Annotated in this window: 15 protein-coding genes and 1 tRNA gene; 9 read left to right on the top strand and 7 right to left on the bottom strand. The window is 58.4% G+C overall.

The features are described 5' to 3' along the window. Positions 1–11 precede the first annotated feature (11 nt). The gene (gene gpmI, locus PYTT_RS09390) at positions 12–1550 is read right to left on the bottom strand and encodes a 2,3-bisphosphoglycerate-independent phosphoglycerate mutase (protein WP_067777863.1); all 1539 of its coding nucleotides are present in this window, start codon (positions 1548–1550) and stop codon (positions 12–14) included. A 773-nt stretch (positions 1551–2323) separates the two neighbouring features. On the opposite strand from gpmI, the gene tatC reads away from it, so the two are divergent. After that, positions 2324–3370 carry a twin-arginine translocase subunit TatC gene (gene tatC / locus PYTT_RS09380; protein ID WP_141675922.1) on the top strand — a complete coding sequence of 349 codons (1047 nt, stop codon included), beginning with the start codon at positions 2324–2326 and terminating at the stop codon, positions 3368–3370. A 181-nt stretch (positions 3371–3551) separates the two neighbouring features. Here the strand turns inward: tatC and PYTT_RS09375 are convergent, their stop codons facing one another. Both PYTT_RS09375 and PYTT_RS09370 read right to left on the bottom strand, forming a co-directional pair. Next, a complete protein-coding gene (locus tag PYTT_RS09375) occupies positions 3552–4046 on the bottom strand; it encodes a YbhB/YbcL family Raf kinase inhibitor-like protein (RefSeq protein ID WP_067777967.1) in 495 nt (164 codons plus the stop codon). Positions 4047–4179: 133 nt separating this feature from the next. Then, positions 4180–4893: a Bax inhibitor-1/YccA family protein gene (locus PYTT_RS09370; RefSeq protein ID WP_067777860.1), complete on the bottom strand. Its 714-nt coding sequence runs from the start codon at positions 4891–4893 to the stop codon at positions 4180–4182. 274 nt (positions 4894–5167) lie between these two features. On the opposite strand from PYTT_RS09370, the gene PYTT_RS09365 reads away from it, so the two are divergent. Next, complete coding sequence (locus PYTT_RS09365) at positions 5168–7438, top strand: beta-glucosidase (RefSeq protein WP_071133430.1); 2271 nt, start codon at positions 5168–5170, stop codon at positions 7436–7438. 82 nt (positions 7439–7520) lie between these two features. On the opposite strand, the gene PYTT_RS09360 is transcribed toward PYTT_RS09365, so the two are convergent. Both PYTT_RS09360 and hisC read right to left on the bottom strand, forming a co-directional pair. After that, positions 7521–9944 (bottom strand): beta-L-arabinofuranosidase domain-containing protein, encoded by a 2424-nt coding sequence (locus PYTT_RS09360; RefSeq protein WP_067777858.1) that lies wholly within the window; start codon positions 9942–9944, stop codon positions 7521–7523. 207 nt (positions 9945–10151) lie between these two features. Continuing rightward, positions 10152–11249, bottom strand: a complete 1098-nt coding sequence (gene hisC / locus PYTT_RS09355) for a histidinol-phosphate transaminase (RefSeq protein WP_067777857.1) — start codon at positions 11247–11249, stop codon at positions 10152–10154. A 109-nt stretch (positions 11250–11358) separates the two neighbouring features. Between hisC and dusB the strand changes: the two genes are divergently transcribed. Further along, on the top strand, positions 11359–12339 hold the full coding sequence (gene dusB, locus PYTT_RS09350) for a tRNA dihydrouridine synthase DusB (RefSeq protein ID WP_067777856.1): 981 nt from the start codon (positions 11359–11361) through the stop codon (positions 12337–12339). 30 nt (positions 12340–12369) lie between these two features. On the opposite strand, the gene PYTT_RS09345 is transcribed toward dusB, so the two are convergent. Continuing rightward, positions 12370–13602: a hypothetical protein gene (locus tag PYTT_RS09345; RefSeq protein WP_067777855.1), complete on the bottom strand. Its 1233-nt coding sequence runs from the start codon at positions 13600–13602 to the stop codon at positions 12370–12372. 162 nt (positions 13603–13764) lie between these two features. Between PYTT_RS09345 and PYTT_RS09340 the strand changes: the two genes are divergently transcribed. The 5 genes from PYTT_RS09340 (at position 13765) to PYTT_RS09320 (ending at position 21387) form a co-directional block, all read left to right on the top strand. Beyond that, a complete protein-coding gene (locus PYTT_RS09340) occupies positions 13765–17868 on the top strand; it encodes an ankyrin repeat domain-containing protein (RefSeq protein ID WP_067777854.1) in 4104 nt (1367 codons plus the stop codon). 30 nt (positions 17869–17898) lie between these two features. Then, positions 17899–19164: a WG repeat-containing protein gene (locus tag PYTT_RS09335; protein WP_067777853.1), complete on the top strand. Its 1266-nt coding sequence runs from the start codon at positions 17899–17901 to the stop codon at positions 19162–19164. A 43-nt stretch (positions 19165–19207) separates the two neighbouring features. Continuing rightward, complete coding sequence (locus PYTT_RS09330; RefSeq protein WP_067777852.1) at positions 19208–20158, top strand: hypothetical protein; 951 nt, start codon at positions 19208–19210, stop codon at positions 20156–20158. Positions 20159–20240: 82 nt separating this feature from the next. Then, positions 20241–21173: an ACP S-malonyltransferase gene (gene fabD, locus PYTT_RS09325; RefSeq protein ID WP_067777851.1), complete on the top strand. Its 933-nt coding sequence runs from the start codon at positions 20241–20243 to the stop codon at positions 21171–21173. A gap of 136 nt (positions 21174–21309) precedes the next feature. Further along, positions 21310–21387 (top strand) — tRNA-Asp (locus PYTT_RS09320). A 417-nt stretch (positions 21388–21804) separates the two neighbouring features. On the opposite strand, the gene PYTT_RS09310 is transcribed toward PYTT_RS09320, so the two are convergent. Beyond that, positions 21805–22491, bottom strand: coding sequence for a hypothetical protein (locus PYTT_RS09310; RefSeq protein WP_141675920.1), 687 nt, complete (start codon positions 22489–22491; stop codon positions 21805–21807). A gap of 264 nt (positions 22492–22755) precedes the next feature. Here PYTT_RS09310 and PYTT_RS09305 point away from each other — a divergent pair, with 264 nt between their 5' ends. Beyond that, positions 22756–23712, top strand: a complete 957-nt coding sequence (locus PYTT_RS09305; RefSeq protein ID WP_067777848.1) for a hypothetical protein — start codon at positions 22756–22758, stop codon at positions 23710–23712. Positions 23713–23895 lie beyond the last annotated feature (183 nt).

Below are 23895 nucleotides of genomic sequence, written 5' to 3'. Positions count from 1 at the left end.
GCAACCGATCCTTATTTGGAAGAAACGAGGGAATGCCCCGTCATTTCCTTCGGCTGGGCGATCCCGAGAAGAGCAAGAATCGTCGGCGAAAGATCGGCAAGAATACCGTCGCTCAACTTCACCTTATCCTGATCGGGACCGACGTAGATCAGATCCACCAGATTCGTCGTATGCGCCGTATTGACGGAACCGTCGGCATTCAGCATATTTTCGCAGTTGCCGTGGTCGGCGCAGATCAGAGCCTTGCCGCCCAGTTCGCGGATCTTCGTCACGCAGCGTTCCAGAGCCTTGTCCACCGCCTCGCAAGCCGCAATCCCGGCTTCCAGGTAGCCCGTATGGCCCACCATATCCGGATTGGCGAAATTCATGATCGCCACATCGTAATTGCCGATGGCATCCACGAACTTGTCAGCCACTTCCGAAGCGCTCATCTGCGGCTTGAGATCGTACGTCGCCACTTCACGGGGAGAAGGAACGAGAATGCGGTCTTCGCCGTCGAACTGCTTTTCGACGCCGCCATTGAAGAAAAACGTCACATGGGCGTACTTCTCCGTTTCGGCGATGCGGAGCTGCTTCAAATGATTCTCGGCCAGGACTTCGCCCAGAATATTGTCCAGCTTCTCCTGATCGAACACGATCGGAGAGGGATACTTCGCATCGTACTCCGTCAGCGTCAGATACTCGATCTTCGGTTGCACCTCGCGCTCGAAACCGTCGAACTCGGGATACAGGAACGCTTCCGAAATCTGGCGGGCACGGTCGGCGCGGAAATTGAAGAAGAACACCACATCGTTGTCTCGCACGCGTTGTTCATTGCCGTAGGCGAAAATTCCGGGTTTCAGGAACTCGTCCGTCTCTCCGGCGGCATAGCGCTGTTCGACGTATTCGGCAGGCGTGCAGGTGCACTGTTCGCCGCGGCCGAGCACGATCGCATCCCATGCAAGCTTGTTGCGGTCCCAACGCTTGTCGCGGTCCATCGCGTAGAAACGGCCGATCACCGTTGCAATCTTCGCACCGTAGGGAGCGATGGCATCCTGAAGCTGCTTGATGAAACCTGCACCGCTCGTCGGAGAGCAATCGCGGCCATCCGTAATCGCATGAATGCAAATATCGCGCACGCCCGCTTCATAGGCAAGGCGCACCAGCCCCACGAGATGGTTGATATGGCTGTGTACACCACCATCGCTGACGAGGCCCATCAAATGCAGGCGGGAATCCTTCGCCTTTGCATAGGCATCCTGCAAAGGCTTGTTCTGCTTCAGGGAACCGTCCTTGATCGCCAGATCCACGCGGCAAAGATCCTGATACACCACGCGGCCTGCGCCAAGATTCAGGTGACCCACTTCGGAATTGCCCATCTGGCCGTCGGGAAGACCCACCGCCTCGCCGGATGCGCCCAGCAGGCTATGCGGGCATTCGGCAAGCAGCTTGTCGGTAAAAGGAGTGTTCGCAAGCACCGTCGCATCGCCTGCACATTGGGCGGCTTCAGGCCCCTGGGGATTGCGGCCCCAACCATCGCGAATAATCAGAACAACAGGATTCTTTGACATGCGCAGAGTAAAGCACACCGCACCGGGGAAAGGAAGCGAGAAGTGCGTATGCGCCGCCGAAAACGAAAAGCCTCAGCATTACCGTTTCACCACCGCATTCCGCCTCTCACGGGACACCCATATCCACGACATCGCGGCACAACACACGCCGTTGGCGACCCACCCGATCACGAGAAACGACGGCCACTCATTCACAATCAATAACAACACGGTATAAGGCAAAACCATCAGCATACCCATGACCCACGGACTTCGGCACCCCCTCCGCCTCATATACCAGACACATGCGGCACTCCATCCGCACAAAAGCAGGCACAACAAACTGAACACCCAACCCGCAAACAGCATCACATACCCCAAAGCCCCATGTATGGGAAGACTCTTTCCTCCCTCAAACTCAGGAAGCAGAAACAAAGCCATCGCCAATGGCTGCAAAACGATCCAGTTCAAAAAATTGAAAAAAACAATCATACGATCCTGTCCTTCCTGCGTACACCCTACCACAATCACCTGATATGGCAAGAAGCATCACATCAATCATCTGCTCTTCCGCATACGCCGTTTCCTCGCATCCTCTCGTACACCCATTGCTGAAGCACCATCCCCCGCACCAAGTCAATCCTCCGCAGCGGCAACATGGGAACCAAAGAGGGAGGAAGAACGGCGATGATGCGCTTTCCGCTTGAAACACGCCCCGTTTCGCGTACACTGTCGCGGACGTGTTTTATCTGAAACACATATTCCGCCTGCGTGAAAAAGTGCAGATTCAGACCATGGACGAGGAAAAACCCTTCCTCGACCACTTGGACGACTTGCGGAAAGTCCTCATGCGGATGGCGCTGACCCTCGCCATCACCATGCTTCTCTGCTTCCAGTTCGCTCCCGCGCTGATGGACATACTGCGCTATCCCGCCGATCAGGTATGGACGCGCTACGAAACTTCCCACCTGCCCGGCGGCATCACCGTCGACGACTGGACCCGAGCCAAACAACTCTCCGGCGCCCTGCCGGAACTCGAAGCCAAGGGCCGCCGAGCCCTGCTTCAGCAGGAACCCGAGCAGATACGCCATCTGGCGCAGGCTGCCGCCATCCTCCGCGCCTCCGGCCTCCTCCCTGAAAACAGAAGGGATGCCTACATACGCGAGGCTGCGGAAACTCCGGCCATCGCCGAACTCGCCGCCACGCTGAAAAACGAAGGAGCCATCCTCCGCAACGGCAGCGGCCATGACTCCCTGAAACTCATGGGAGCCTTCCAACCCGGCGAAGCCTTCATGCTCTCGCTCAAAATGTCCTTCTACGGCGGCCTCGTCATCTCCTTCCCCCTCTTGATGTTCTTCCTGCTGCAATTCATCGTGCCGGGACTGCTGGACCACGAACGCCGCCTCGTATACAAAAGCATCGCCTTCGGCTTCGGCCTCTTTCTGGCGGGCTGCACCTTCGCCTACTTCGTCGTACTGCCGCGCGTCCTGAGCTTCTTCTATGAATACTCCATTGGCATGGGCATCGAAAACGACTGGCGCATCGGCTACTACCTCGCCTTTGCCACCAAACTCGTCTTCATGTTCGGCATCACCTTCGAACTGCCCGTCCTCGTCATCCCCTTCGTCAAACTCGGCATCCTCACCTACGAACTGATGAGCCGCACGCGCACCTACGCCATCGCCGCCATCCTCATCCTCGCCCTCATCCTCGCCCCCACGCCCGACCCGGCCACCATGCTCATCATGGCGCTGCCGATGTACCTCCTGTACGAATTCTGCATCTTCTGCGCGTGGCTCGAAAGGAACAAACGCATGAAACAGCTCGATTCCGAACTGTAAACACCGCCTGCAGGCAAAACGCTCCACAGGCGGAGCCGCATCCTGCGGCGCATGCCTTATCATACGCGCACGAAAGCAACCGTTCGCGGCACCATCCTCGCGTGGCGGCTTCTTTCCGAAGTCGAGTCCTCTTTCACCCTCCGGACGTCCCGGCGGGCAGGCGTTAGCCCGCCGGGCGGCTTCACACGGCCGGCACCCGATCGTAAAACACCAGAGAAGCCTTCTCGATCGTATGCTCCCAGAGCCGGAAACCGATCTGCGCCGCAGGCGTACCGCTCTCGACGCACAGCGAATCGACATCCAGAGCATACACCGTCACCAGATACAGATGCCACCCGTGGCCGGGAGGAGGAAAAGGCCCCGTATAGCCGCACACGCCCGCATCGTTTCGCGCTTGCAGGGCCTTGCCGGGCAAGCCCCCGGCATAGGGATCGCCCGCCCCGGATGGCAGCGCCGACACATCCGGCGGCAAATCCACCAGAATCCAGTGCCAAAAACCGCTCCCCGTCGGAGCATCGGCATCGTGAATCGTCACGGCAAAACTCCGCGTACCGTCCGGAGCATTCTCCCAAGACAACTGGGGCGAGCAATCGCTGCCTCCCACGCTCAAATGGCGGTGCATCGGCGAAGCGATGCCGCCCAGATCTTCGCTATACAGGGTAAAAGTCTTCTTCATCTCAACTCCTTGTTTACCGTATGCGACCGCAAAACCTCTCCGGCCGTTTGAAAACAGATAGAAAGACATAAAAACACCCGGCACGGCCCTGCCGCACCGGGGAAGAAAAACGAACCGGAAATCCGGCATCCCGTCAATTCCTGCGGCCCAGCAGGCGCAACAGAAAGATGAACAGATTAATGAAATCGAGATACAGCTCCAGCGCACCCAGCACGGCAGCCTTGTCCGCAACGTTACCGTCCATCGACTCCCCGGCGCGCAGCAGCTTCTGCGTATCGTAGGCAGTCAGGATCGAGAACAGCAGCACCCCTGCCAGACTGATCGCGAGATCAAGCGTGGAACTACCCACAAACATATTGACAACCATTGCAATAATCAGACCGATCAGAATCATCATCAGCGTGCGCCCCCATGTACTCATATCCCGCTTCGTCACCAGCCCCACAATCGTCATCGCACCGAATGTGCCCGCCGTACAGGCAAAAGCCAGCGTCAGGGACTCGGCCGTATAAAACATCACCAGCGGCCCCAGCGTCACACCGCTTAACCCCGCATACAGCAGGAACATGAACCGGGCCGTACCCGTACCGATCGCATTGCGGGCAATCGCAGACGACAGCCACCACACCAGCCCCAGCTCGGCAAGGCACAGACACAGAAAAATACCGAAATTCCCGCTCAGCCACGTCATGAACAATGCCGACGTCACCGTCGCATGGCAAGTCAACGCCGTCGCCAGCAGGCCGAAAGCCATCCACAAATACACCTTGTTCAGAAACGCATTCACGCGCAACTGTGTTCTCCCCGCCGAAACGGGCCTCTGCTGATCCAGCTGGTAATCGGACATAGGTCTTCAATACTCCTGTTAGACCCTATCCGTCAAGGTTAAAACTGCGGCACCGGACAATAAAGCGCATCTCCCTCAGCCTTCACGCGTCAAGAGGTGATACTCACACCTCACTTTTCACACAGGAAACACAGCATACGTCCCGGCAGCCTGCAGCGAATCATCAAAACAGAAAAGCCGAAAAAACGGCATGGCCGTAGACGATCCGGACACAAACTTGAAAGCAGAAACTCATTTCATGATACAATCATGCTGCCCGCCTCGTATAAAAGCCATGCGATACCATTCCATAACAGCTTCCTGTTTTGCCCTCGCCGCCATTTCCGCCGCCATGGGACAGCAATTCGCCGACGTCAACCAAAAAGAGGAAATCAAACCGATCGCTCCCCCGACCGACGCTTCGCTGATCGACGCAAAATACAGAAATGCATCCTTGCCCATCGAAGAACGAATCGACGACCTCCTCCCGCGCCTGAGCATGGAGGAAAAGGCCGAACTTCTGCACGGAGCCTCCACATTCTCCTATGGGCGCATCCCTCGCATCGGACTCGCCGAATTCGGCATGTTCGACGGACCGCAGGGCGTCCGGCTGGAAGAAGGGAAACCTTCCACGGCTCTCCCTTGCGGCATCGCCATGGCCGCCACATGGAACAGGGAACTCGTCCGACTCGCCGGGAAGGTGCTGGGAGAAGAAACAAGGGCGGCCCACGGCCGCGTCATCCTGGGGCCGGGAATCAATATGATGCGCACGCCGCTGGGAGCACGCTCCTTTGAATACTTCGGCGAAGATCCCTACCTTGCCGGCATGACGGCAGCCGGCTATATCAACGGCGTCCAGGGAGAGGGCGTCGCCGTATGCGCCAAACACTGGGTCTTGAACGATCAGGAATGGGCGCGCACCGTCATGAACGTCGATACCGACGAGCGATCCCTGCGCGAAATTTATGCCCGCCCCTTCCAGATCGCGATCGACAACTCCAACCCCTGGTCCATCATGACCTCGTACAACCTGGTTCGAGGCCAGTACCCTTCACACAACAAAAAGCTCAACACCCTCCTGTACGATGAACTCAAGTGGGATGGAGCCCTTGTCTCCGACTGGGGGGCATGGCACGGAGATGTACCCGCCATCAATGGTGGCTGCACGCTGGAAATGCCCTCCGGCAAAAACGCCGGGAAGGATAAAGCCATCGCCAAAGCCGTACAAGAAGGCAGAATCGACCGCAACATGTTCGACGCTGCCGTACGGCGCAACCTCCGCCTCCTCTTCCGCATCGGCGCATTCGACCGCGCCACGGGCGGCCCGGCCAACACGCCACAGCAGGCCGACATCGCCCGCCGGATTGCCGAAGAAGCCGTCGTACTCCTCAAAAACAACCAAAATATCCTCCCCCTCTCCCGCGACAAGATCAAAAAAATCGCCGTCATCGGCCCCAATGCCGACCAATACCACACCATGGCAGACGGATCGACCCTGCACACGCGAGGAGGCTCGGGCGCTATCCGCGGCACGCATGAAATCACCCCCCTGAAAGCAATCGTCGACCTCTTCGGGGAAGAAAACGTCCTCTACGCACCCGGATTCCGCTTTGAAGAACCCAAAATCCGCTCCTGCCCGAACCTGAAAGAAATGGACCCGGTAGATGCGGCGAAACAGGCCGACATCGTCCTCTTCTTCGGAGGTACGGACCACACTTACGACAAGGAAAAACTGGGCTGGGGCGTCCTGCCTGACTCGGACAAACCCGACCTCGACCTCAAAGGCAAACAGGCCGAATTGATCGCACGCATCATCGAAGCCAACCCCTCCGTCATCGTGGCTCTGACAGTAGGCGCTCCTGTACAGATGGAAGAATGGATCGACCAAGTGCCCGCCGTTCTCGTCACGTGGTACGGAGGACAGGAAGCCGGAACCGCCGCTTCGAACATCATCTTCGGCAAGGCCAACCCTTCCGGCAAACTGCCGCAAACCTTCGGCAAAAAACTGGAAGACTGGCTCAGCCACAGCACGGGCACAATCTCCTACCCCGGCGTTATCGAAAAGGATGCCAACGGACATGACAAGCGTCCGGAACAACGATACGGGGACAGCATCTGGGTCGGATACCGCCACTTTGACAAAGCGGGTATCGCCCCCCGCTTCCCGTTCGGATACGGCCTTTCCTATACCACATTCAGCTTCGACAAAAAAAACAGCGGCAACAAGGACACATTCGAAGTCATCGTCACCAACACCGGTAAAAAGGCGGGAGCCGAAGTTGTCCAGTGCTACCTGTCCAAACCCGATGGACAAGCGCAAATGCCCGTCCGCGAACTGGTCGGATACGAAAAAGTTTTCTTGAACCCCGGCGAATCCCGCACCGTCTCTTTCACACTGACCGACAAGGAAAAAAGATTCTGGAACGAGCAATCCGGCAAATGGGAAATCCCCTCGGGCACCTACCGAATCTCCATAGGCAATTCTTCACGGAACCTTCCGGTCACCTACACCTTCGAGCAAGAACACACCACGCCGCCTCCCGGAAACGCCATCGGAACTCATTGACGATTTGACGCATGCAAAACGCTCCTTCCGGTTGGCGGAAGGAGCGTCTTCTAAATTGCATTCCAACAAACGGAGTACGCTGTTATTTATCGCGCACGCAACGGAGGCGAACGCCCCAGCCTGCAGGATACTGGCCAACAGGAACGACCGGAAAACTCTTGGCAACCTTCACCTGCACCTCGTTTCTGCCCTTATTCAAAGTCACAGGCACCATATCCGGGGCTTGGAATTCGACATCGTTCGGGGGCTCCATCCTGTGAACGATCTTCCCGTTCAGCCATACGATGCAGCTATCCTTGGCATTGACTGCCAGCCATGCCTTGCCGGAACGATCGCTTTCGATCGTCGTCCGGGCGTAGGCCAATCCCTTCTTTTCATCAAGAGCCTTCGACAGATCGACAATCCCCGAACCATTGGGTGAAGCCGGCTTCCACTCCACCGCATCTCCCGTTTCCGGGGCAAACTTCTGATCATCGATCAGGCGTGACTTGTCATAATCATAGGCGGGGGAAATCTCCCATCCGCCCACCGGGATTTCCACACGCTCCACGCACTCCGGGAAATGGGTCATCCGCAACCTTGTCGCCCCATAGGGAACGAGGGTCAACCATTCCTGCTCTTTTTCCAGTTCATAGGCGATCGGAATCGGCGGCGTCATCTTCCCTTGATCCAGCGCCCACCCTTTGACCTTGCGCACGGGCACCTTCAAGGCAGGAGCCCCGGAACCGCCGTCGAACGGATAGGCGCCATCCCTGGCAGGAATCACGGAAACACGCTTCGCAAAATTGTTCTCATTGACATCCAGCGCATAATTCCAGTCTCCCGTCGGCGTAATGGCAAGAGCGGGAAAATCCTTGTTTTTGGTCGCCTTGACATCGACTTCCACTTTTTCCGGCACCGCATAGGAATACAGCACCGGGCCTCGTTCCACGCTCAGCGCATTCTGGTATCGGTTCAGGCGGACAGGCATCGGCAAACGCACCTCCACTTTGTCGCCGGACTTGAACGTCCTGTCAAGCGTCACATACGCACCGGGCTTCAAATCTCCCTTGTAAGGCTTTCCGTTCACGGAAACGGACGGCTTGCCGCACCAGCCCGGAATACGGAAGGAAAAAGGAATCTTTACCGCGCCGTCCACCTTGAAAACAAAGGCAACCTTCTCGTCGAAAGGATAGGAAGTTCTCTCTTCGATGGTCACCTTTATGCCACCATGCTCGAACGTCACTTCCGAAGGCCCGTACAGAGCGGCGACGATACCGCCCTTCCTGTCCCGCATCCACATCCGGGTGGCATAAATAGGCATCAGGCGATGAGCATTGCCGGGGCAGCAGGCGGGCTCGTGGTCGGGCCGGTACTGCATCCAGTTTCCTCCTCGCCTGTTTTTGGCATGGTTGCTGCACCCCGTCGCAATCACCTGATTGTCGGCGGAGAAATATTGCAGCCCGGTAAAATCCTTGTTGACGGCTCCCGGCCCCGCATTGAAGCAATCCTTCTCCAGCATATCCGCATACACCGCATTCCCCGTAGCCATCAGGTAATAACCCAGAGTCCAGGCAAAATCCGAAGAAACACAGGTTTCGTGGGCCTGCAGAGGATCGCGGGTCGACAGGTATTCCGTACTCGACGGCACGCCGCTATCGCTCATATGATCGCGAATGACCGTACGCATTCCCTTTTCTGCCGCATCAAGATATTCCTTCTTGCCCGTGTACATATAGAACAGCACCGGGAGCTTCAAGGCTTCGGCGAACGTCACTCCGTGAATCACCACCTTATGGTCGGATTTTACCAGGGAATAGGGCAACTGAAAAGAACCGGGATCCTTATCATGAATCACATAGGCATCTTCTGCTTTCTGCAGCAGAGCCTTATCGTTCGTCCACCCGTATGTTCGCAGCAGACCTTCCACATTCAGGACATTGCGCTCGCCCAATCCGATATCCTTCGCAGAAGTCGCCGTATAATGACGATGCCATGCATCAATCGTCTTTTGATCGCCCGTCGCCATCACATGGGGAATCACCGATTTGAAAAACACGGCATTGGGCCAATGCGAAGGATTGCAATACAGGCTCGTGCCGATCAGCCCCTTGTCGGTGGGGTGGGAAACCACCCAGTCGATATTTCTTTGATACCGGGACAAAAGTTTTTCGTCGCTGAGCAGGTAGCCCAGCCTCGCCATACCGTCCAGATAATACCCCGTCTGCTCGTAAGGCCACCAGCTCTTGCTTTGCGAAGGAATCACGCCGTCCCACATATTCGTGTTCAATGGATATCCCTGTGCATCCGGATGGCTGGAAAGCCCCTTCTGCTGGCGGACAAGATACTCCCTGATCCATCCTCCGGGTGTAATGGACAGCGGAGATATTTCCCTGTACACATCGAATTTCTCCACTGCCGAATCGTCGCCATGCGTCGCCGGAGCAGTTCCGGCCCGAACCGCATGAACCGTTGCACCCAATCCGATCGCCAGAGCTATGCCTGTCATCAAATGTATTTTCATCATGATCTGTTTCCTTGTACCGCTCCTGACATCAGAAACGCCAATAGTAACAAATACGTATAACAAATGAAAACACATCTAAAAAAGTATGAGCAAAACAATAGAACCATAACTAGACCAGCGAAATATCCCGCTTCATGCCACGGACAACAAAAAGGAACCGGGGAATCCCCGGTTCCTGAAAAAACTCAATCGCAGAACGGCCTGCGCCTACTTGCCCAGCACCTCGCGCAGCACCTCAAGGCACCTCGCATTCTGCTCCGGCGTACCGATCGTAATGCGGATATACTCGGGCAGCCCGTAGCCGTCCTGCGCACGCACGATCACACCCTTCTGCAGCATCTCCTGAAACACCTTGCGGCCTTCGCCCACCTTCACGAGTACGAAATTGCCCTGGCTGGGCACCCATTCGAGCCCCATCTCACGGAACGCCTCCTCATAAACCTTCATCCCGGCACGCGTCATATCCACAGTCCTCCGCACATGCTCCTGATCCTCCAGCGCAGCGAGAGCCGCCGACTGGGCAATCAAATGCAAATTGAACGGAGCACGGGCCTTATGCAGCATCTGGCACACCGACTCGGGCGCAAGCCCATACCCCACACGAATCCCCGCAAGACCGTACACCTTGGAAAACGTACGCAGAACAATCACATTCCTGCCCTGCTTCACGAACTTCACCGTATCCGCCGGAACCTCGGAAAACTCGTAATAGGCCTCGTCGAAACACACCAGCACATGCTCCGGCACCGCCGCCATGAAATCGTCGATCTCCTGCTGCGACACCACCGTGCCCACGGGATTCGTCGGATTCGTAATAAACACGACACGCGTATTCGGCGTAATCGCCTTCAGCATCGCCTGCAAATCGTGCGACCAGTCCGGCTTGTTCGGCACCTCCACGTAACGGGCGCCGAACAGCTTCGCCATAATCGGGTACATCGAAAAAGCATGCTTCGCGGCAATCACCTCCGCCTGCGGATTCAGCATCGCGTGGCACACCAGCTCGATAATCTCGCTGCTGCCCGTACCGACCGCCGTCTCGCGGAAATCCACGCCGTGCCGCCGGGCGATCGCCGTCCGCAAATCGAACGCCGCACCGTCCGGGTAAATATGCACCCCCGCCGCCGCCTTCGCAATCGCGTCCACCGCCACGGCCGACGGGCCGAGCGGATTCTCGTTCGAAGCGAGCTTCACAATATCCTCGGGATTCAGGCCCAGCTCGCGGGCGGTTTCCTCGATCGGCTTGCCCGGTTCATAGGCCACCAGATCGAGAACATACGGATTGGCATAATCTTCAATGCTCATAAGACGCGCCATTCTAACCCAACTCCACCTGCCACACAAGACCCGGACACGCATTTTTCTTCCCATGCCATGACAAAACGGGTACAATGCGCCGCCCTCCCGGCGCACGATGTACACACTCCCCTGGTTCAACGGCAACGCCTTCCCCCTCTACCTCGCCCCCATGGCGGGAGTCACGGACCCCATCTTCCGCACCCTCTGCAAAGAACTGGGAGCAGACATCCTCGTCACCGAATTCGTCTCCACCGAAGGAGTCCTCCAAGCATGGGAACGCAACCGCCGCTACATCGAATTCGAACCGCAGCACCGCCCCCTCGGCATCCAGATATTCGGAGCTAACCCAGCCAACATGGCCAAAGCCGCCCGCATCATCGTCGATGCCATGCACCCCGACTTCCTCGACATCAACTGCGGCTGCCCCGTCCCCAAAGTCGTCGGTAAAAACGGAGGCTCCTCCCTGCTGAAAGACCTCCCCCTCCTCTCCGAAATCGCCCGCAGCATCGTCCAAAGCGTCGGCATGGACGTACCCGTCACCGCCAAAATACGCCTCGGATGGGACGCTCAAACCATCTGCGCCCTCGAAACCTGCGACCGCCTCGTACAGGCAGGCATCTCCGCCATCGCCATCCATGGACGCACACGCTCCCAGCAATACGGTGGCCGGGCCGATTGGGACGCCATCCACACCTGCGCCGCAGCCTGCCCCGTACCCGTCATCGGTAACGGGGACATCTCCACCCCCGAAGATGTCCGGCGCATCCGCGAAACCACCGCCGTCTCCGGTGTCATGATCGGCCGCGCCGCCATGACCTCCCCGTGGATCTTCGCCCAAACCCGGGAATACCTCCGCACCGGAAACATCCCCCCTCCTCCGTCCGATAGCGAACGCATCGCCTTCATCCTCCGCCACGCACGCCTTGCCATCGACTCCACGCGCTACGGCGACGAACTGCACACCATGCGCATGCTTCGCTCCCGCCTCATCGCCTACGGCAAAGGCCTCCCCGGAGGAAAAAGCCTGCGCGCCCAACTCGCCCGCGTCGAAAGCATCGGCGAACTCGAAGGCATCCTGCACGAAACCGGGCACTGAACGCAGGCAGGTCACAGCCGCCGCCCTGCATCAGCGATTCAGAATCTCCATACACTTGCTGCCGTCTCCATTCACGGAAACCACCCGGCGGCGCGTCCCGCTGCCATCGTACACATACCTCTTCTGCAAACAGGCTCGCGCAGCCGGATTCCCCTCAGGCTTACCGGGCCTCCCCAAAGCATCGCGGAACACCTCCCCCACCACGCGATTCCCATCGTCGTAGCGGCACACCCGCTCCGCGTAACCGACCTGCGGACACACCGAAAGATCCCCCCGGTCATCCAGATACCGCTCGCTAAGCATATTGCCTGCCTCATCGTACTCCCGCGCGCACTCGGCATAATTCCGCACCGGAGACAGCGACAACTCGCCCTTCTCATTATAAAAACGTTCGGACACACACCTTCCGGCATCGTCATACGTCCGGCTGAGCATCATGCAACCCTCGTCCGGATTTCGGCTGAGGGCAGGCTTCCCCTCTGCATCCTCGAACGAAATCGCCGACACAAGCCCCCGCTCATTATACGCCATCTTCTTCTCGGCATACCCGTACACATTATTCGCCGGATGGCCTGCCACATAATTCTTCACAGCAACCAACTGTCCGGCCTCATCGTAAATATAGCGCAACTCCTCCTGCCCCAGGCGATTCACGCCGGGCTTCCCCTTCGCATTCAAAAACAGCGTCGTCGCCAGCCTCCCTCCGTCGTACACATATCGAACCTCGGCATACCCCAGATTGGCGGGCGCCACCAACTCGCCGCGCACATTCTCCACCTTCATCCCGACCAACCTGCCGGCTTCGTCATATTGAAACTCTCGCACCGCCACCCCACTGCAATCGTTGCACAAATGATCTGCAGCATCCAGATTCTCCTTGCGAACCACCCGCCCGGCCTCATCATACACCATCTTCAGAATCGCCACGCCGCAGGAATCCACAGCCAACGGAACGCCTTGAGCATCCGCACACACCACGCGGCGCAGCTTACCGCCCGAATACTCGAACCGCACATGCTCGCCGAGATTCGCCTCCTCCCGCTTCTGAATATGGCCGATCCCGATCGGCATCTTCTGATCCGGCTCATCCACCAGCCCGCGATAATACAAAAACTCATCGGCTCGCCCGCGGTCTGAATTCATATGCAGTAGCATCATCGCCAAAACACCGATGAGCAAAGCAAGAGATGCAAGCGTACCGGAATAATTCCAGAGCGCCCTGCCTATACCCTTCAGCGATTCCCACGGACTCTTCTCATGCATAACAATGAAACCCCGAACCCTGCACATCCGTTCAAATGTTATCACAAAAATGTTATCCGAAAATACCGGATTGGAACCTTGACACGCAAGCCCGAACCCGGATAGAATCGAAATCGGTCGGAATCGACTGTGCCCCGCCTCCTTCACCCCCCTCACCATCCCATGAGCATCCTCCTGCACCTTGCCCTGCTGGCCGGTCTCTCTACCGCGCCCTCATCCCTTGATCCGGCCCTCCAACCAGCCCCGCCGTGGCCCCTCATGGAACAATCTCCTCTACCCGACTTCGCATCCGATGCCCACATCCTGAACCGCCAAATGGAACTCATCCGGCAGGGCAAACTCCATGTCGACCAAGCATACGGACAACGTGCACAGCAAAACCACATCTTACCTCACCAGACGGCCCTCACCCGCGCCATCCGGGAACAAAACATGCAGCTCGTCGCCGAACTCATCGACCGGCACCATGCCGACGTCAACAAAACATCCTACAACACCCCATCCCCGCTTCAGGAAGCATACGAGACAGGCAACCTCACCCTCATCCGGCACCTCATCGCCCGAGGAGCCACCTCCACCCGGCACTATCAGACCGAAGACAGCACATTCCGCTACGCCTGCCTATCCGGTAACCCGGAAGCCATCCGCCACTACCTCTCCCTCAACACCCCGCCTACTACCGAACAACTCTCGAGCAACCTCCACTACATCTGCGCCAGCGGAGACGTCGAACTCGTCCGCATGGCCCTCTCCCGGGGGGCAAACCCCAACATTGAACCCTTCGAAGAAGCACCGCCCCTCTGTGCCGCCTGCTACACCGGCAACCTCGAACTCGTCCGCCTCCTCCTCGACCACGGAGCAGACATCACCGGCCATGGGTCGGAAGAAACATCCTGCATCGACGCCGCCATCTTCAGCGGCAACCTCAACCTCGTCCAGCACCTCGAAACCCTCGAACAACAACAAAACCTCAACCTCGACCCTCAAAAAACACGCCTCGCCGCCGCCCTCTATACAGGCCACAGCCACCTCATCGACCACTACATTGCACAAAAATACCCCATCGACACCCCCAGACTCTCCGCCAAAGAAACCCTTCTTCTCGCCGCACAAAACGGCCACATCTCCCTCATCCACTACCTCCTCGACCGGAAAACAGACATCCACGCGCGCGATGAAGCGGGCAACACACCCCTCCACCTCGCCAGCAGGCACAACCACCCCGCGGCCGCCCTCGCCCTACTCCACCGGGGGGCGAACGCCTCGCTCCTCAACAAAAACGGCCAAACCGCCCTCGACCTCATCACCCCATCCCTCCGGTGGAACACCGGCAGGACATCCAGCCACATCTCAACCTCCGTCCCTCCCGCTCAACGCCCGGAAACCACATTCGGCACCCCGCCTGAGGCCTCACACGACAACATCACGACCCTGCACAAAGCCTGCCAAAGCGGCGACTCCACCGCCGCCGCCCACCTCCTCCGCCGGGGAGCCGACCCCAACGAACGCGATCCCGAAGGCAACACACCCCTCATGCAAACCTGCACGAGCGACGACAAACTCGAAATAACCGCCCTCCTCATCCGGCACGGAGCCGCCACCGACATCGCCAACCATGCAGGCAAAACACCCCTCTCCATCGCCATGGAACACGGCAACCTCCCCGCCTTCGCGTACCTCCTCCAGCAAGGGGCCGATCCTGACTTCACCCCGGATCCGCACACCCCCACCCTCCTCCAGAACAACTGCCACGACGAAAAACTGCCCTACCTCCACCTCCTCCTTCAGCATGGGGCCGACGTCTCCGCCATCACCCCTGAAGGCGAAACCGCCTTGCACCATGCAGCCAGCATCTCCGCAAACCGTGTCGCCCTCCTCCTCCTCACCTGCGGAGCCGACCCCAACGCTCCCGACAACGACGGAAACACCCCACTCTCCTACAACCCCGACTCACCTGGCACCATCCACATACTCCTCTCCTACGGAGCAAACCCCTACCCCCCCACAAACGACCCCACCGTCGCCGAACACATGGCCGCAAATCCACTGCTCCGCCCCATGCTGGACAACCTCCCGGCCATCAACCAATACAAACCGGCCGGAAACATCGCAGCTACCATACACCGCCTCCGCCGCCAAGCGAAAACCATCATCATCCGCCTCACCGACCGCAAACAACTTCGCATTCGCCCGGTGGCATACATCCCCGGCTACTTCCCCACCCCGGAAAACACCCTACCCTCATGGATGATTCCTCCCCGCATCTACACCCTTCCGCAGAACAACAACGCCGGATACCCTTCCCCGGCTTCATCCATCGAAGAAACAATCCTCACAGGGACATCCATCGACGTCCCCATCCGCCCGCACGACCCCACATCCGAAACACCCCTCACATGGGCTTGCAGCCTTGGAAACCTCCCACTCGCCGCATACCTGATCGACACCCTCCACGCCTCCATCAACTGCCCGGATGCCACAGGCGCCACCCCTCTCGAAGCAGCATGCAGCTCCGGCAACATACTCCTCGTCAAACATCTTATCCACGAAGGAGCCAACAGGCATGGAGAAATCCCCCGCTCACGCAACATCATGGCCGCCGCCTGCACCTCCGGCAATATGGAAACCATCCGCTACCTCCTCGCTCAAGGAGCGCAATGGCATCCGGCACCGGACTCCGGAGAGAAAAACACACTCCTCCACCGGGCAGCCCGTGCCGGATCTCCCGAACTCGTCCGCCTCCTCCTCGCACGCGGAGAACCCGTACACGCCGTCAACATCCATCGGGAAACGCCCCTCTTCGCAGCATGCGCCTCCGGCAGCATCCCCACCGTCGACCTCCTCCTTCAACACGGGGCGAACATCAACCACCTCTCCGAAAGGCACGACATACCTCTCTCCATCGCCTGTGCATGGGGCAACCTCCCTCTCGTCCAGCACCTCATAGCCAAGGGAGCAGACATCCGCACCCGCGACAACCTTGGCAACACCCTCCTCCACCAAGCGTGCACGCAGGGCAAAACCGACATCGCCCTTCACCTCATCCGACAAGGACTCCGGCTCGCCGAACCCAACGCACAACAACAAACGCCCTTCGACCTCGCCGTCCTCCACGGCCAAACAGAACTCGTCCGCGAACTCCTCCGGCATACCGGCAAACAACAGGCACGCACCCTCGTCAACAGCCGGCACAACCTGCTGCGTCACATCGGAAACGCCAGAAAAACAGGCACCTACAACCCGGCCATCACCCACATGCTCCTCGACCACGGAGCCATCGCAGACACATCCACGCCGGACGGCATCGAAACCCTCATCCACGCCTGCCGCACGGGAGACACCGAATTCGTCCGCAAACTCCTCGCCACAGGCTCCCGGCCCGACATCCACAGCCCCTCCGGAGAAACCCCGCTCATGGCAGCCTGCCGAAACGCCAGCCCCGACCTCATACGCACCCTCCTCCGCCACGGAGCCGACCCCGCCAGCAAAAACAACGACGGAGCTACCGCCCTCTACCTCGCTTGCGCTCCGCACCAAACCGCCATCTTCGCCCTGCTCGAACAAGCGGGAGCAGACCTGCACGCCATCACCCGCACCGGAACCACCCTCCTCACCCCGGCCTGCGCGGCGGGTAACCTGCCACTCGTCCGCCACCTCGCCTCCAAAGGACTCCCGCTGCAGGCAACCATGGAAAAAGAACAACTCCTCGCCATCTCCTGCGCCTCCGGCAACCCGGCTCTCGTCCATTACCTCCTCCACCTCGGAGCAAACATCAACGCCCGCGACCCACACGGCCGCACCCCTCTCTTCCATGCCTGCGACAACGCCCGGCCCGCCGTCATCCGCTGCCTCGCCGCACACGGTGCAAACTTCAACGCACGGGACAACGACGGCCAGACCCCCGCCTTCGCCGCCATGCACGAACAGACAGCAACCGTCATCCCCCTCCTCCGGAAATACGGAACCGACATCAACGCGGCGGACAACCACGGCAACCGCCCCCTCACCGAAGCCTGCCGCGAACAAAACATCCGCCTCGTCCACGCCCTGCTCGCGCAAGGAGCCGACCCCAACCTTGCGGACAAAACAGGCCACACCCCGCTCACCCTCGCCGCACTCTACCAACGGCCGGACATCGCCACCCTCCTCCTCAAACACGGAGCCACAGCCTTCCCAGAACACACCATCGCCCCCATCCTCGACCAATACTGGGAAAACCATCCCGAACTTGGCTGGATCCTTGGCAAAAACCACGCCGACGAATAACCTCCATCGCGGCACAAACGCCACCCTCCCATGAAAACTGCCATCACCCTCCTCGCCCTGCTGGGTCTCGCCTCCTGTACCGGCCCCGCTCCCCTCTACACCATCACACGCACCGTCTCCCCGCCTCCTTCCATCTCGGAAAAAGCCGGATTCGCTCCGCACGACATCACCGGCATGCAACTCGTCATCGACGAAACAAAAGGCGAAATCATCGCCTCCCCCCTATATGAAGAAATCCAAAAAAATTTCAATGACGACTGGACGCAAGTCAAACCGAACGCGAAATGGCGTAAGCTGGAAACATACTCCCCGCTCACAATCATGGAATTCGACAACGGCTCCCAATGCACAATCGAACGGGTACTCAATGATCCACCCCACTTTGCATGGGACATTCCGGTGATGGACAAATCCTCAACCACCTACACGAAAACCGGGGAAAACACAGCCAAAATCACCACCGAATACATCGAGAGCCATACGATCGACCAGGGCGGCCCCATCACCTACGAACTCGTCTTCACCTCACCGAACCGGGGCTACATCAAACCGTACGTCGCCTGGGGCGGCATCGCTCCCTACGCCATCCGCAACCTCACCTTCTCACTCGACACCTCCACCGACCCGACTCAGCGGCTGCGCACCCTCATCAAAAAAACGACCGCCCTCACCCTCGAAACCGACATCCCGTATTCCCACACGAAAGACAACCGCCGCGCCCTGCCGGAACAACAGGCGCAAACCGTCAAAACCATCCTCTCCCGCATGAAATACCGCCCGGCCTCCAGCGAAACATTCGGAACCGACCGCCTCTGGAACCTCACCCTGACGAACAAAAAAGGAGAACCTCTCTACATCCTGCCCTCCACCTCCCTGGGCTCCCATGGCTCCCTCCAATTTGCCGATACGGACGACGAACGCACCTTCCACAGCATCATCGGCAAACTATACGACCGCATCAAATACACCACCGAAGAAGCCATGCACCTGCAACCCTTCACCGCAGCCGGACACCTCTCCTACGACGAAAAAAACCACATGCTGGACCTCCGGCACGTCACACTCTCGCAAGACGAACAACCCCGGCAACACAGCTATCCCGGCCAGCACATCATCCTGACCTCGCCCCTCCCGCCCCACCTTCAACGCGAACTCGAACGCCAGCCCCCACACGGCAACACGCACATCCTCCACATCCGCTTCGACGGCCACTATCAGGAAAACCGCCTCATCATCGACAAAATCCACTACACAGCTCCCGCCGAACGCCAATACCTGCAATCCATCGGCGCATAAACACTCACCCTTCCGCGCAACCATACAGGCCATCAACCATCCCATGAAACACATACCGCTCCTCCTCGCCCTGCTGGGCCTCGCCTCCTGCACCGGCCCCGCTCCCCTCTACACCATCACCCGCACCGTCTCCCCTCCTCCTGCCGCCTCGGCAAAACCCGGATTCGCCCCCGACGACATCACCGGAAAAACCGTCACCATCGACCACTCCCGCGAAGAAACCATCCGGAGGCGCAACGAAAACTCCGACACCTACTGGAACTACTTCGATCGAGACCTCAAACGCATCAAACCTCACGCCCCTTGGCAGAAAACGGGCAAACCCGGCACAAAAACCGAAGAATCGTTCCCGTATGGCCACATGGACTCCATCCGTTACGCCATCACCGACCCGAACAACAAACACCCGAACGACTCGGGACCGATCTCTTCCGAAACCACCTACTGCAAAACGGGAGCCAACACGGCGGAAATCACCTCCGGCTACCGCAACAACATGCTCGACATGCCTGGCCCCGCCACCTATGAACTCGTCTTCACCTCACCCGGCAAAGGCTACATCAAACCATACATCGCATGGGGCGGCATCGATCCCTACGCCGTCCGCAACCTCACCTTCTCACTCAAACAGGACACCGCGCCCATCGACCGACTCCGCACCGCGCTTGCATCCACATCAACCATCACCACCGCCCACATCATCCCGAACTTCAGAATGGAAGGCCGGGAAGGCCATGGAGAAGCAACCTTCTCCCATGAAGACACGCAAACCATCAAAAACATCCTGAGCCGGATGCAGCCGAGGCAACCGCAAAACGCGGACTACCGCACAGACACCATGTGGAAACTCAACCTCTACGATCCACAAGGCCGCCAACTTCACAGCATCAGAATCTCCGACATCGAACCCACGGGCAACCTCCAATGCGCCGACGAAAACGACCGCCGCACCCTCGAACGCATCGTCCGCAAACGGCTGCCCTGGAAACCCTGACATCGCCAGCCCCGCACCCCGGAGCCGGATTAGCCTTGATTGCACGCTGCAACTCTGCTAGAATTCCCCAACTCTTCAACACATGAAAGCAGTACTCTTATTCTCAGGACAAGGCGCCCAGAAAGTGGGCATGGGCAAAGACCTCTACGACCAGTATGCGACCGCCCGCGCCCTCATCGAACAGGCCGACGAAGCCCTCGGCTTCTCCCTCTCCGACATCATGTTCGAAGGCCCCGACGCCGAGCTGACCCGCACCTGCTACTGCCAGCCCGCCCTCTACGTACACGGCCTCGCCTGCCTCGCCGTCCTCAAGGAAATGGTCGACATCGAACCCGTCGCCGCTGCCGGACTCTCCCTCGGAGAATTCACCGCCCACGCATCCGTCGGCACCTTCAGCTTTGCGGACGGCCTCCGCATCGTCCAAAAACGCGGCGCCTACATGGAAGAAGCCTGCAATGCCACCAAAGGCACCATGGCCGCCATGATCGGCGGCAGCGATGAAGCCGCCGCCCAGCTTGCCAAAGACTGCGGCATCGACGTAGCCAACTACAACTGCCCCGGCCAGACTGTCCTCTCCGGAGAAGAAGCCGGCATCGACCAGGCCATCGCCGGAGCCAAGGCAGCCGGAATCAAAATCGCCAAAAAACTCAACGTCGCCGGAGCCTACCACTCCCGCCTGATGAAAAGCGCTCAGGAAAAACTCGTCCCCGAACTCGCCGAACTCAACATCAACCTCTCCGAAACCCCCGTCTACTGCAACTACGAAGCCCGTCCCGTCACGGATGCCGACGACATCCGCCGCGTCCTCGGCGCACAGGTATGCGGCTCCGTCCGCTGGACGGAATCCATGCAAGACCTCACGGACAAAGGCGAACGCCTCTTCATCGAACTCGGCCCGGGCAAAACCCTCGCCGGCATGATGGGCCGCATCTGCAAAGACGCCACCGTCATCTCCATCGAAGACGTACCGAGCCTCCTTGCCGCCGTCGAGCAACTCAAGGCGATGAATGCCTGATAATCAGAGACGCACGAAAGCGATACAAAAAAATGAAAGAAAACTTCAATTTTTTTCTTGCTAAACGTATCGCTTTCGTGTAATCTCTGCGCACCGAACGCCTCACAGCGCAAGGTACAAAGAAACAACGGAATGTGGAGCGGTAGCTCAGTTCGGTTAGAGCGCCAGCCTGTCACGCTGGAGGTCGCGGGTTCGAGCCCCGTCCGCTTCGCCACTTTCCTCTCAATTTTGAAACGGTTTGCAGAACAGCAAGCCGTTTTTTATTGCCCTGAATTCCCCTTCCTCCCACCGGTCGACATCACACATCCTTCGTCCGGCCGGAACGCCACCAGTCAGACACACTGGCAGCCGCAACTCCCAAAGCTACCAGGCAAACACCACCCAACACAACCATCGGCCCTGCGAAAAGCACATAACCTGCAGCCCCCGGTAAAAACTCCCAGAGCCACCATATTGCCCTGCAAAAAAAACCGAAGAAAACGGCAACACCAAGCCACTTCACCGCCCTGATCAACTCAGCGAACGGCCGCCTCCGACCGCCAGCGGAAGACCTCTCGATCTCCCGCTTGGAACGCCCCCTCCCAAAACCACACATACGCACACAATTCAACCGGGCAAACAACAGCAACCATCAGGAAGCAGAATCCCGCACCTCATCCTTTTCCGCTGGCGGAACATCACCAGAAATGGGAACCGCCGTCTTCTTCCCGTCCTTCACCTCAAACCTGTATCGCGTTGTAATATCTGGCAGATACCCGTCTCCTGTTCCGGGCTGGGGATTCTCCCCTCCCCGTGCAACCACCCGCAGCACCCCGTTCGATTCCAACGAATATTCCGCACCGGGAACACACAACAACTCACCCAGCATCCGATCAGCCGATGAGACATGCCGACTGGAAGAATTCAAGGCATAAACACGCAGCCAGTAACTACTTGCTCCAGTCTCCGAGGCTATCAGAACTTCCTGCTCTCCGTCCCCATCCACATCGGCCAGCTCCATCCTGCACGAATCCGGATAAGCCGGAAACGACTGCAGCACAAACGGCCTCACTGAACCGCCCCGATATTGCGCCATACCGACAACAAACACCATCGGCTGACCTTCATGATTGTCTGTCGTACAAAGCAGCACTTGCCGAACCTGCCCATACACGCCGCGGTCAGGCACATCCACCGATAGAAACGGCACCAACGTCATCGCCATGGCAGCCGCGTCCACTGCAGCCACAGGTTTAGCCTCCACCCGGGCAGATTCTCCGGAAACAGATCCCGGCAAAACACCGAGCACCAACGTACTGAAAAAGAACAATGATTTCATGGAATAGTTTAACATATCATCAAAATACATCCGCACCGAATCGGACGCAATCACAAAAATGCACCACAACAACAAAATCCCTCAGCATGGACCTCCGGCAAACCGTTTCCTATTTGAAACGACAAACCGATACTCGTATGATGGATAAATCATCACATATCAACAAACCCATCAACTGACAAATCCTTCCTCTCTTCAAAAAGACTGCGCAACATGAGGCTTGAATACCAGCAGAAAAAGCCATACACTCGTCGCAGTTTATCCATGAACACATTCCTCCCGCTTGCCGCGATCTGTGCCTTCTTCCTTCCGCTTCAGGCACAGGAAGAACCGGACTACCTTCCCACGCTCGCATCAGCCAAAATCTCTGCCTACCTCGAACGACCGGTGGCCAAAGGCTCCCAACGCGATACACAAAACATCCCCGCCACCATCACCGTCGAAACCATCGAACCGGAAGCCAAAACCCTTGAACAGGACGGCAAACCCTGCACCTGCGACCTGCTCTACATCACAACCACCATTCACATCGACGGCCTCCCCATCACCTTCTCACGCAAATGGTACCAGCGCAGCGACAAACGCAAACTCACCGTCAACACCCCGGAAAACACGAGCTACGCATGCCGGCTGACACCCGACCAGCTCCAAACCATGGCCGACGGCATCAGCGACATGGACCCGCGCGACGTCGATGAAATCCTCGACAAACTCCAACCCGCAGCCACCCCCGCACCGGAACCGGATATCGCCGCCTCGCTGCGCAAGGAATACGCAGACAAACATCCCGAAGCCCGAGCCTTGCCGAGGGATGGAGACATCCGGCTGCTGGAAATCATCCGCCCCGGTTACGGCATCACCCTCATCCTGCAGGACGAAAAAGCCGTCGCCATGTACACGCCGAAAGCCGGAGAAACCGTCGAACTCCTCCAAAACGACAGATACATGGAACTCATCCCCCTGCCGCAGGAAAACCACTTCATCATCATCGACCATCCGGACGGCCACATCTCCCGCCTCCTGCTTTACAAAATCGGCGGCCTCTGGAACCACGAACCGAACACCCCCGCCTGCATCTTCCAGACGCCCGGCGAATATGACATCCAATGGAGCCTGATTAGCTGGGACTGGAAGGCAGGAACCATGACCATTCGCCGAACGGAAAACCTCCCCGGCATCGGCGGCAAGGACACCATGGACTTCACCATCCCCATCCGCTAGCAAACACCGCGCCGCCTCCCATCCGCGAACAACATCCGGTGCCTCAATAAGGACTTGCAAGAAAGAGAACGGCGCGTTAAGCTCACCGCGATTTCCGATATGAAAACGTTCCTTGCCGTCACCATCCTCATCCTGCTGGCTCTGGCCGGATGGATGTACGTCGCATGGCATACGGAAATGCAA

The organism is Neoakkermansia glycaniphila (assembly GCF_900097105.1).
Taxonomy (GTDB): domain Bacteria; phylum Verrucomicrobiota; class Verrucomicrobiia; order Verrucomicrobiales; family Akkermansiaceae; genus Akkermansia; species Akkermansia glycaniphila.
The sequence above is the reverse complement of the archived record's forward strand: the minus strand, read 5'-3'. Positions and strand labels throughout refer to the sequence as shown.

What these genes read in the sequence shown, in the direction of transcription:
- gpmI (WP_067777863.1), bottom strand. Translation starts at nt 1,550, where the DNA reads ATGTCAAAGAATCCTGTTGTTCTGATTATTCGCGATGGTTGGGGCCGC.
- tatC (WP_141675922.1), top strand. Translation starts at nt 2,324, where the DNA reads ATGGACGAGGAAAAACCCTTCCTCGACCACTTGGACGACTTGCGGAAA.
- PYTT_RS09375 (WP_067777967.1), bottom strand. Translation starts at nt 4,046, where the DNA reads ATGAAGAAGACTTTTACCCTGTATAGCGAAGATCTGGGCGGCATCGCT.
- PYTT_RS09370 (WP_067777860.1), bottom strand. Translation starts at nt 4,893, where the DNA reads ATGTCCGATTACCAGCTGGATCAGCAGAGGCCCGTTTCGGCGGGGAGA.
- PYTT_RS09365 (WP_071133430.1), top strand. Translation starts at nt 5,168, where the DNA reads ATGCGATACCATTCCATAACAGCTTCCTGTTTTGCCCTCGCCGCCATT.
- PYTT_RS09360 (WP_067777858.1), bottom strand. Translation starts at nt 9,944, where the DNA reads ATGATGAAAATACATTTGATGACAGGCATAGCTCTGGCGATCGGATTG.
- hisC (WP_067777857.1), bottom strand. Translation starts at nt 11,249, where the DNA reads ATGAGCATTGAAGATTATGCCAATCCGTATGTTCTCGATCTGGTGGCC.
- dusB (WP_067777856.1), top strand. Translation starts at nt 11,359, where the DNA reads ATGTACACACTCCCCTGGTTCAACGGCAACGCCTTCCCCCTCTACCTC.
- PYTT_RS09345 (WP_067777855.1), bottom strand. Translation starts at nt 13,602, where the DNA reads ATGCATGAGAAGAGTCCGTGGGAATCGCTGAAGGGTATAGGCAGGGCG.
- PYTT_RS09340 (WP_067777854.1), top strand. Translation starts at nt 13,765, where the DNA reads ATGAGCATCCTCCTGCACCTTGCCCTGCTGGCCGGTCTCTCTACCGCG.
- PYTT_RS09335 (WP_067777853.1), top strand. Translation starts at nt 17,899, where the DNA reads ATGAAAACTGCCATCACCCTCCTCGCCCTGCTGGGTCTCGCCTCCTGT.
- PYTT_RS09330 (WP_067777852.1), top strand. Translation starts at nt 19,208, where the DNA reads ATGAAACACATACCGCTCCTCCTCGCCCTGCTGGGCCTCGCCTCCTGC.
- fabD (WP_067777851.1), top strand. Translation starts at nt 20,241, where the DNA reads ATGAAAGCAGTACTCTTATTCTCAGGACAAGGCGCCCAGAAAGTGGGC.
- PYTT_RS09310 (WP_141675920.1), bottom strand. Translation starts at nt 22,491, where the DNA reads ATGAAATCATTGTTCTTTTTCAGTACGTTGGTGCTCGGTGTTTTGCCG.
- PYTT_RS09305 (WP_067777848.1), top strand. Translation starts at nt 22,756, where the DNA reads ATGAACACATTCCTCCCGCTTGCCGCGATCTGTGCCTTCTTCCTTCCG.